The organism is Moorena sp. SIO3E8 (genome assembly GCF_010692445.1).
In the GTDB taxonomy this organism is placed as follows: Bacteria; Cyanobacteriota; Cyanobacteriia; order Cyanobacteriales; family Coleofasciculaceae; genus Moorena; species Moorena bouillonii.
Genome location: NZ_JAAHHM010000190.1, coordinates 1 through 9,956, shown reverse-complemented (window position 1 = coordinate 9,956; position 9,956 = coordinate 1). Strand labels below are relative to the sequence as shown.

Genomic DNA, 9,956 nt, shown 5'->3' with positions numbered 1-9,956 from the left:
CGATTCCCGATTCCCGATTCCCGATTCCCGATTCCCGATTCCCGATTCCCGATTCCCGATTCCCGATTCCCGATTCCCGATTCCCGATTCCCGATTCCCGATTCCCGATTCCCGATTCCCGATTCCCTCAATAACAATACTTCTTACTGTTATTCGGTTTAGGATGATATCTACCCTTGCGCAGGGCTCCGATTAGGGTGGATACGTAAACACAACGTTGAGTGGTGCTATTGTTCTTGGTGATTAGGGTGATTTGTCCCAATTGTCCGTTGGTGTTTCCTTTGTAGTTAAACTGGACTCGCCATACTCCAGTATTTGAACAGTCTCCCTTTGGTTTGGCTAGGGTAGTCTCGGATTTACCTTTCTTATTTTTGTCTTTGTAGATGGCGATGGTAGAGCTAAGGCTATGCCAATGGACTTGATCTAAAATGCATGTTTTTCCCATAGCTGGGTGAATTGACCACTGGACAATGCCATCTTTTTCTCGAAAGCTAGTTTGCCAGATGTCTTTGTCTCGTTTGGCGTTGCTTTGGGCAATCCGCATGGCTCGGTAAATTTCGTCTTGGGCAATGTTGAGCTGCAGATGATTGATAAAGGTGAGCCAGCTGGGGGTTGCGATCGCAGCCAATAGTCCAACTACTAACACTATCAGAATAGTTTCCAGTAGAGTGAATCCAGCGATCGCGCAGCGTGCGCGTAGCGCAATCGCATCACCTCGGGATTGATCGCCCTGTTGGCTATTGAATCGCATCGACTATCACCCTGATTGAAGTTTGACCTTTTTCCTTTCTAACCCACTCAGCACTATGTTGAAGAAGGACATCCCCCTTTTCTGTCAGTTTCTAGGGCACCCAAGATAGTTTTTATTTTTACACATCGCTGGGTAGCTTCAATAGGGTTGTCTTTCTCCTTAGAATTCGGAACAGCGACTACGATAGCTAAGCCAAATTCCTCTGAGTCAATTTGTGCATTTTTTATAACTCCCTGGTTATCAAAGGTAATTTTTCTCTCCTCTTTCAAAATCGATAATGTTGCCCCAGATTGGTTGTTACCAGTTAGGTTTGTTCCCACCCAAACTTGCTCTGGTTTTACACCTAAATCACCAACTAAACTCTGCCATTGAAAGTTTTCTGGTGTGTTATCTTTCCAGTCATTATCCTTATCTTGATACTGATCTTGATAAACTGCAGCTTGTGGATCTTGGCCGAGCATCCTAAAACTAACGCTGTAGCTGAGTTTTTTCTTTTTCGCTTCTCGCTGGGCTTCCTGGATTGCACTTAATACTCTCTCATTTACTTTATTCACGCGCTGTCGATTCACAAAAGCCAGCCAGCTGGGAGCAGCAATTGCAGATAAAATTCCTACTAGTAAGATAACTACTATTAATTCCAGCAACGTGAAGCCAGCATCCTTATTTGGTTTATGGTTTAGCCTTTGATTATCTTCCATTTTTCGGTAATATGTAAACATATAATGCTATAGCGCTTCTGATATTTATCAAGTCAATTCAATCTTATTCCTCCGTTCCCCCCTTATTAAGGGGGGTTAGGGGGGATCTCTACTCCCGACTCCCGACTCCCGACTCCCGACTCCCGACTCCCGACTCCCGACTCCCTAAAAAAAACTGCTATATTAGTCATTCAAGAAACCCCGTCCTTCAATTTGCATGGTTACGCTAGGGAAATAGCTAGACCGCTCTTGTTTGTATTCATAGTCTTTTGGATTATTCTTAAGCCGAGCTAAAACATTCCCTCTCAAAAATAATTGGGCGATTCTTTTATCTGCATCCACACAGGCATAGAACCCACCGTTTGGTTCACTTGGAACTTGCAAATCTCCCTGTTGAGCTGATTTGGGAAAGACACTTGGACAATCTGGTTCTATTCCCGTTTCTGTGTTGTCAATGTAATCTACCAAGATTTGAACTGGAGTAGTGTAAGCAGCATCCTCTTTTTCCCACTGATTCAACTTTTGCTTGAGGCTGCTTCCTCTCGTATTAGTGATATCAAAAGAGTCAAAGCCTGGGCTAGCAGGTATACCAACTTGATTGGCTTTATTTGAAGTTTCATCGATGACTTTATCACGAATTTCAAACCGACCAATTCTAGCAATATTTGACCAATTATCATTTTCTTCAGTGATTAAGTAATAGGCAACCAAAGCATAGACAAAGGTATCATTTTTATTGGTAAAGTCGCCAATAGTTTTTCCACCGACTGTGTCATCTCTATCAAAATGCTTCCGCTTCCAGAATACCAGCACAGGTTGACAGTTATCTGTTTTACAACCTGGTGCTGCAGCAACTGGTGGGATTTGGTCTCGGATTCCAGATTCATCCGCTGTTCCAGCATGGTCTCTTTCCACTCCAGAGTTATCGTAGATATAGACCGCTTGCTCCAAGTCTCTGACTATGTAGTCCATAGCCGCTTGGATTTCTTGTTCTGAAGTAGCCTTGGCTTGCTCTTTACGGTCGGTATCGACGATAGTAATCATAAATCTCAATAGTGGTGCGATGATCAGTACCGCCACAATCATTGCCACCAGCAGTTCAATTAAAGTGAAGCCGCCATGGTTGACCTTAGGCTTGTTGCTTTTCAGTTGGTGGGCGAGTAACTTTCTGAGTGAGCTAATCATGGTTAGGGTTTTTGTCAGTAGTATTTGATAGTAATTACCGTATTCGTTACAAGATTATTCACAACCCCCTAGACGCTGGCAAAAAAGGCCAAAATCCGGTGTACCTGTGGTAATTTCTGTAGTCATTTCTACTAGGGGGGCTTTGCGATCGCTTAATCCAGGTCCAATCGCTTTCGCCTTAGCCCCCTTCTCACCAATGCTCAAATCACCATTATCCTTAAAAGCATCAGCTCGGTAAACCCGCACCCCCAGAAAGTAGGTTTTTTCAGGCTTGCTAGAGTTGCCTGCCGGGATACTCCGAAATGCCTGAATGATTAAGTCTCTTGAACTGTTCTTGCTACAGCCAGCTTCTTCATCAAGGTCTACGCAGTAGAGAATTTTTTTATTATTGCAATAGGAATTTTTGTCACACTTGTTATTTAAGTCTGATGGTTTAGGAGCCTTAGTTTCAGCCAATTTATTTCTTTCTGTTAAGATATTTTCAGCATCCATTGTTACCGTTTGTTCGGGAAAAGTAATCGCTTCACTCCGTACACCATCGATGTAGGCCCTAGCTGCTTGCACTGCTAGTTCTACTCGTCGCGACTGGACTCGATTTGCCACTCCTAAGACAATCATGGGTGAGATGCCAAGCATCAGAATAGTAATAATCAGCATTGCCATCAAGGATTCCATAATTGTGAAACCAGCCTCTGATGATTGAGAAAGGGGTTGTTGCTTTTGGGGATTAATCATGGTTTTGGAATTATTAAGGGAGTCGGGAGTCGGGAGATGTAGGGTGGGCAGTGCTTGAGTTAGATTGATTAGCTTGCCGTAGGCTTGGGTTGGCACTGCCCACCACCCAGGGAGTGTTCGATCCCCCCTAACCCCCCTTAATAAGGGGGGAACCGGAGTAGGGAGTAGATGTAGGAGTTGAGACCAATTCATTTCCCGGCAAATCAGGGTGCTAGGCACTGCCCACCACCCTGAGATTAATTACAATCGTGCTTGATTATTCATAATTTCAACCTTCAACCTTTAACCAAACAACCTTGGCCAAAGGCCACGCTACGCGAACAACCTCCAACCTTCAACCAAACAACCTTGGCCAAAGGCCACGCTACGCGAACAACCTCCAACCTTCAACCAAACAACCTTGGCCAAAGGCCACGCTACGCGAACAACCTTCAACCTTCAACCTTCAAGCACCGTTTTTTGACGGGCAATAGCGCCCGTTAACTGCTAGATTTCCTTTATCGTCTTCAGCACAGAGTAAGGTTTTGACCCATCGGTCATCTCGGGAAACTTCCCGGAAAAACTCATCAGGGTCTCCCGCTGGGGGAGTGGTAAACAGGCCAGAGAACAGGTCTGGTAACTGAGTCAGCAGAGCCACATCGAAACCATATCGACGTTGGGGTGCCATGTAATAGGGCAGTTTGCCATTACCAGTGGCATAGGGCATAAAGGACCCATTACCTCGATCATCCTTATCTATCTCGTATCCAAATCGACTGGGGACGTTTATATTCGGGGCATTCTGGGGGCCATGCCAGAATGGGGCTGTATCATAGGCCGAACGCTTGAACTGAATCAGGGAGCCGCTGATCCGAGCCGGAATACCCTTTGGTTCGCCGCAAGTTCCACCCGGTTGCTGCCAGTTTTCTAGGTAACGGACGAAGTTAGCTAAACCACCATTATTTTCATTTGGGCTTGGGGGACTATCCCCGGAAGCAATCACTACATTGAAGGTTTCTCCGACTTGATTGGCTCGCTGTGTCCAGCCCTGTTCGATTTCCACACATTCCCCTTCTGTTATCCGGAGTCCGTTATCCCTTCCTCCGGGTTGAGCAGTCAGGGAGTGAACTTGTAGGACTGGTACCAACATCGGTTGGGCTGTTGTTGGTGCGTTTCGGTTTGTTGAATCTAATGGTATTTGGTAAAAAAGTGGTCTGTTACCACCGAAGCTTAGTCCTGCTGCACTGTTATCGGTAGGGTTATTTTGTTCTCTAGCTGTTCTATACCACAGAGCAGTTCGTGAAACTCGTCGAAGGGTATTAGGATTGAAACTAGCATATGGGTATTTTTCTACATTCCCACTATTATTTATTCCCAGAAGAGTCGGAAGATTGCCATTATTTAGATCCAAGTTATTATTGTTAGCATCCCTGAGGAAAGCAACGCGACGGGGATAGCGGCGATCGGCAGGATCTATGGCAACTGTTGCGGTTGTACCGGACAAAAGTCGTTCGAAATTAGTTCCCACAATGGTCTCACTAGCCGGTTCATCTTCTCCTGGCTCAAATTGACTATTACGATTATCATCAATTCCAACCACCCAGTCATCAGGTGTACAGGCTGAAACCGGCACTTTCCGACAGATTTCCATGACATACTCTGGAAATTCTACCCGTCGCTGAATCGGAGTGACAAAATTGCTTAGGTAGGAACTGTTTAAATTTCTAAAGTTCTGATTTTGTAAAGTACTAGGCTGAGGGTTGCCCCTCCCATCTGGATTATCAATAATATTGTCATCATTGACATCCCACCAGTTGGCACTAGTGACAAAATTATTGTCAAATATGCCATTAAGTTTGAGTCCTACAGCAACAGGTATCTCAGACTCCGGAACGTTAGTGTCAGTTGTATCACCATCACCATTTAGGTCAAAGCCTTCATTAGTATTAGGGTTAAAGTTAATATCTGTCTCATTGAATTGTGTTGTTAAGTCACCATCCCCGTCTACGTCATAACCGTAGACAATTTGAGACTCTATCACCTCAGGGTCAGTTCTATCACCATCACCATTCAGGTCAGCATTATCTGTAGCCTCACTGACAGTTTCTATTAATTGACCATTCCCGTCCAAGTCAATACCCATTGGTATTCCCCTCAGGTCATAGTCCCCATCGGAGCGGTAACCAAACTGAAAATTATTAGACAGTAGGGTAACGCTATCAGCAATCACTACAGCTGGTCGCCACAAATCCCCTGAATTACAATTTTCCAATCTAGGATCATCTTTGCGACAAGCAAAGTTTCCGTCGAGAGTTTCACGACCGTAGAAATTGCCATTTTGATTAGGCTGCCATTGCTGATTTTCCAGTTGATCCGTAAACTCTTCCACCAAATTTCCCCCAGGGGTTTGGTGCAAATTAAAGCCAGATGTTGTCCCATTTCCAATCTCGTTTTCCGCTGCTTGGATATACACTGGCAAATTCGTGGCTAAAATTAACCCTTTCTCTGCTCCTGCCGGATTTGTCAAGTCAAATAAGTTACTTTGGTCTTTACGGGCTAGCACTGTCCCATTGCGTAACATAATTCCATTGGGACGGCGGGTGGGGTCTAGGGTAAAGTCTACGCTACTGGAGCTGAGATTTTCTTCACGGGTAGCGTTGGGATCATTCCGACTTAGGTCTGGTAAAGCATCATCACGGGTGGCGTAGATAACCCCACTATCCGGTAGCAGAAATTCTGGGGTGGGACCTTTACCGTTGGTTAATCCATCAATTGGTGTTGTTCTGAGCAGATTGAGATCCAACACCGTAGCCCTGATTTCCAGAGGCTGACGGTCTTCTATCCCTAGGTCATAGGTATGGGGAGTGTTAGGAGCCTGATTAATATCCTGGACTTGTCTGGCATTCAAAAAGGACTGTTCGTAGATTGCGTCATTAGGAATATTTTCCTGACTTTGATTAGCTGTAGGGTTTTTTAAGATTTGTAGGGCGCAAATTGCGGTATCAATGGCTGAATTATCAGCTAGGGTGCGGTCATTGTCTGCTTTGTCTAAGGCTATTTTCAAGGGTTCATTGGCAAGACGCCCATCTGGAAATACTAATCGGGCTTGTCGTTCCAGTGTTGGTTTATCTTCCAAAGTTCTATCAGGAAAGGTGTAAACGATGCCATTGTTAGACCTTCCATTTTCATTTGGTTCTACCTGCCCCGATGGAAAATTATAGTATTCAACATTATTTTTAGCCGAGTTTTCATCTGTGGGGTCATAGTAGCTACTGACACAGGCAATCGGTAATTGGTTAAAATTTTCTTCTTCTGGGTTCTTTCCTGGCTTTTGGGTGTAGTGATAAACGGCACTTGCCCTCATCAATAGGTCACTTTTCTGGTTAGCGTCAGTAATACCAGCAGGACCATCACCATTATTACCAGTTAAATCAACACCTACCCCACCATGCATGGGCATGGTATCTGGCCAGACCAGTATGGGTTCATCTCCATCCAATTGGTTTATTATGTCATTTAGCTGTATTCTGTTACCTCCAGTATTTGATGGATCCACAAACCTAATATCCCAACCAGGAGGGGGTAAATAAGACTCCAAGTCAGGGCGACCATCATTATTGCGAGGGAATATAGGTTGTCCTTTGGTTCTCGTCAACAGACCCAACTCATCATCATCCACATAAATCCCAGCACCGGTGACTACCCGCAATCCCCCATACCCTTCCAGAGGCTGAACCGGTTGCCTGGCTGCTGCTGCTTCCCAGAAACCATTGCGGTCAGTATCCCCTAACTCAGATAAGGGAGTGATTTGGGTAGTGCGGTAGCGCAGCTTATTGTCCTCATCCTGAAAGTCATCCCACTCAACCGTATCATCTATGGCTTGTTGAGCTCTGGCACCCTGGAATTGCTGTGCATTGTTATCCCACCATAGAGCAGGTAAGCCATGACCGATCAAAACGCGATCGCCAATTGTTTTTTCCGTACCTCGTTCCTCTTGTAGGCTTGGTTCCGTTGCTGCCGGACTGAGAGTGTTTCCGTTGATATTCAGCTTCAGCTTATTGTTACTGTTGCTAGTACCTGGTTTATAAGGGAATATCCAATCATCCTGGGGTCGAAGCTCGTCACCAGTACCTTGGAGATTGGCATTTCCCGGGTCTTCACCATCGGGAACTTCTGCATAGGGAACACGACGGGTGCGGTCTTTGAAGTATCTTTCTAGTTCTTTTCGTTCATCACCCTGAGCTTTAGCGTTGACAGCATTTACCAGAGCATTAATTCGTGCCGTGTAGGCTTGGCTGTTATCCCCAATCTGAGCGGGGTCTTCGTCAACGGATTTATGGTCATTTTGGCGTAACTTAACTTTCGCCGGTGGGTCATCTCCTCTGAACAGATGTATCGTTCCTCCCTTTTTATCGGCTTCCTGATCAACACGACCAAAGGCCATATTGCCCCCGACAATGATCTTGCTGTTTTCTTCCGTGTAGTAACAAGATTTCGGGCTACTGACTTGAAAATACTCATTAGTTTCTTTCTCATTACCGGTGAGAAAATTCCCGTTAGTAAAAATCCGGCCATTAATCTGGATGCCCTCCCCAGGAGTAATTTGTAAATCATCCTCGTAGACAATGGCATTGTTGGCTAGGGGAATTCTGGCTCGGTCTTGCTGATACTCTAGAGCTGATAATCCGGCCTCACCCTTGTAAGCCTCATAGGTTTGACCATCTATGTTGTTATCCCCAGCTACAATCGGCACCGTTGCGGTGTAAACAAATATACTTTTCTTTAACTTCGACCCGGACTTAAACCACCCGGAATTATCCACTAGGCTAGCGCTAGTATCAGCGGCTAGGGGACATCGCTTGCTATCGCCAGACTCCCCCATCGGTCTGGTTCTCGCTTGTAGAGGGGTTCTGGTTTTTTCGTTTTTTAATGGATTTTGATTTGGACTTGGCTGTGGACTTTTGAAGTAAATTCCGTAGAGGGTGTAGCTATCGAATAGGCCATTATTATCCGTATCAACCGGAAACCTCCAGGCAGTATTTATCTGTTTACCATCGTCTTCGAGAATCAAACGCTTTTCATCACCAAAGTCGTATCTTGTATTTTGGAACGCATTTTCCAACGCATCCTCTGAGGGGGTGGAGCGGGGCAGGGTGGGGTCAGCAAACAAGGCTTCTAATTTGGCTTGAGCCCGCTCAATGGCTGGAGCAGCGGCATTGAATACCGCTTGATTGACGCGATAATTACTGGCATTTTTGACCCGGTCAAAGGAGCGCAACACAATGGCAGTTACCAGCAAGGTTACCACCAAGGTCACCATAATCGCGGTCGGTAACACAAACCCAGCGGTTGCCACCCGCGACCGACGGTGTAAAATAAATAAGCTACGCAACAGCCAACGCATCAAAGGTTTGGTGATGGCTTGAGAGAGTTGGACTACTTGTTGGAGTAGTTTTGCGATCGCATTCGCTAACTTCTTCCTGGTTGACTTCCTGGTTGACATAGGGATTTTCCTGTCACATTTCCTGAGTAGATTCCTGAAGACGAACTAGTTCAAGCACCCTAGATGATATAGATCAAGGCAATAGGCAATAGGCATGCTAGCAATAGTTGACGTGCATTAGCTTTTGCTGCTTGTATCAATGTCAAACACCTTAATTGCCTTAATTGGTAGTCCTATATTCAAATGCTTCAACGAAGCCAAGGATTACCTATCTACGGTTAACCCCATAGTGTTAGGTCTACCTACGAATAGAGAATATTCTTAAATATTTAATTATACTATCGAGATTTACGAAAAATACCACGATTTGTTAACAGTTTACCTAACCTAGAATTTTCCTACCTCCTCTAAAGGCAGACTATATCCCCTTTACCAAAAACTCATAGATTTAACCTACCCACATTAAGCGAAAAACCCATCATCCCCAGAGAAAAAAACATGGGGAGATGGGGAGATGGGGAGATGGGGCGGGAGTGTGGGAAGTGTGGGAAGTGCGGGGAGATGGGGAGATGGGGAGATGGGGAGATAGGGAGATGCTCAATTATCGGGTTAATATATCATATCTGTTTTAAAATGTTCCCGATTCCCGATTCCCGACTCCCGACTCCCGATTCCCGATTCCCTACTCCCTACTCCCTACTCCCTATTCCCTTAATAATGATTTAGATTAATACCAGCTTCCTGAGCCATTGCTTGCAGGCCCTTCTTCTGTAAGGTCTTAATCGCCTTAGTGGAAATCCGCAGCTTCACCCAACGTTTACCTTCTTCCCACCAAACTCTTTTAACCTGTAAGTTAACGTTTTGTAAGCGCTTAGTCCGACGGTGGGAGTGAGAAACGGCATAGCCGTTATTGGCCTTTTTACCAGTCAACTGACATCTACGGGACATGGGGTACCTCTTGATTTACGTCTGTTCTTGATCATATCTCGGAGATGGTGCGGGGAGTGGGGAGATGGGGAGATGGGGAGGTGGGGAGATGGGGAGATGGGGAGATGGGGAGGTGGGGAGGTGGGGAGATGGGGAGATTGGGAGATGGGGAGATGGGGAGATGGGGAGATTGGGAGTGATTAATCCTAGGTGATCGGAAGAGCAGAAGTGTGAACGC

Annotated in this window: 9 protein-coding genes; 3 read left to right on the top strand and 6 right to left on the bottom strand. The window is 45.5% G+C overall.

Annotated features, from left to right (window positions below; genetic code table 11):
* Positions 1–127 precede the first annotated feature (127 nt).
* The 4 genes from F6K46_RS35670 to hpsB form a co-directional block, all read right to left on the bottom strand.
* Positions 128–751, bottom strand: coding sequence for a type II secretion system protein (locus tag F6K46_RS35670; protein ID WP_293066397.1), 624 nt, complete (start codon positions 749–751; stop codon positions 128–130).
* A 53-nt stretch (positions 752–804) separates the two neighbouring features.
* Positions 805–1,449, bottom strand: a complete 645-nt coding sequence (locus tag F6K46_RS35665) for a prepilin-type N-terminal cleavage/methylation domain-containing protein (RefSeq protein ID WP_293066394.1) — start codon at positions 1,447–1,449, stop codon at positions 805–807.
* 183 nt (positions 1,450–1,632) lie between these two features.
* A complete protein-coding gene (gene hpsC / locus F6K46_RS35660; protein ID WP_293066391.1) occupies positions 1,633–2,634 on the bottom strand; it encodes a hormogonium polysaccharide secretion pseudopilin HpsC in 1,002 nt (333 codons plus the stop codon).
* A 54-nt stretch (positions 2,635–2,688) separates the two neighbouring features.
* On the bottom strand, positions 2,689–3,588 hold the full coding sequence (gene hpsB, locus F6K46_RS35655; protein WP_293066388.1) for a hormogonium polysaccharide secretion pseudopilin HpsB: 900 nt from the start codon (positions 3,586–3,588) through the stop codon (positions 2,689–2,691).
* A gap of 33 nt (positions 3,589–3,621) precedes the next feature.
* Between hpsB and F6K46_RS35650 the strand changes: the two genes are divergently transcribed.
* Positions 3,622–3,852 (top strand): hypothetical protein, encoded by a 231-nt coding sequence (locus F6K46_RS35650; protein WP_293066385.1) that lies wholly within the window; start codon positions 3,622–3,624, stop codon positions 3,850–3,852.
* Here F6K46_RS35650 and hpsA read toward each other — a convergent pair.
* The gene (gene hpsA, locus F6K46_RS35645) at positions 3,815–8,851 is read right to left on the bottom strand and encodes a hormogonium polysaccharide biosynthesis protein HpsA (protein WP_293066382.1); all 5,037 of its coding nucleotides are present in this window, start codon (positions 8,849–8,851) and stop codon (positions 3,815–3,817) included. The two genes, F6K46_RS35650 and hpsA, sit on opposite strands and share 38 nt — an antisense overlap.
* A gap of 438 nt (positions 8,852–9,289) precedes the next feature.
* On the opposite strand from hpsA, the gene F6K46_RS35640 reads away from it, so the two are divergent.
* Entirely contained in the window at positions 9,290–9,517 is a 228-nt protein-coding gene (locus F6K46_RS35640; protein WP_293035991.1) for a hypothetical protein, read from the top strand.
* Here the strand turns inward: F6K46_RS35640 and rpmB are convergent.
* A complete protein-coding gene (rpmB, locus tag F6K46_RS35635) occupies positions 9,503–9,739 on the bottom strand; it encodes a 50S ribosomal protein L28 (protein WP_293028021.1) in 237 nt (78 codons plus the stop codon). The two genes, F6K46_RS35640 and rpmB, sit on opposite strands and share 15 nt — an antisense overlap.
* Before the next feature lie 64 nt (positions 9,740–9,803).
* Between rpmB and F6K46_RS35630 the strand changes: the two genes are divergently transcribed.
* Positions 9,804–9,932, top strand: a complete 129-nt coding sequence (locus F6K46_RS35630; protein WP_293066380.1) for a hypothetical protein — start codon at positions 9,804–9,806, stop codon at positions 9,930–9,932.
* Positions 9,933–9,956: the final 24 nt, after the last annotated feature.

Excerpts from the sequence above, each read along its gene's own strand:
- F6K46_RS35670 (WP_293066397.1), bottom strand. The coding sequence starts at position 751 with ATGCGATTCAATAGCCAACAGGGCGATCAATCCCGAGGTGATGCGATT.
- F6K46_RS35665 (WP_293066394.1), bottom strand. The coding sequence starts at position 1,449 with ATGGAAGATAATCAAAGGCTAAACCATAAACCAAATAAGGATGCTGGC.
- hpsC (WP_293066391.1), bottom strand. The coding sequence starts at position 2,634 with ATGATTAGCTCACTCAGAAAGTTACTCGCCCACCAACTGAAAAGCAAC.
- hpsA (WP_293066382.1), bottom strand. The coding sequence starts at position 8,851 with ATGTCAACCAGGAAGTCAACCAGGAAGAAGTTAGCGAATGCGATCGCA.
- F6K46_RS35640 (WP_293035991.1), top strand. The coding sequence starts at position 9,290 with ATGGGGAGATGGGGAGATGGGGAGATGGGGCGGGAGTGTGGGAAGTGT.
- rpmB (WP_293028021.1), bottom strand. The coding sequence starts at position 9,739 with ATGTCCCGTAGATGTCAGTTGACTGGTAAAAAGGCCAATAACGGCTAT.
- F6K46_RS35630 (WP_293066380.1), top strand. The coding sequence starts at position 9,804 with ATGGGGAGATGGGGAGGTGGGGAGATGGGGAGATGGGGAGATGGGGAG.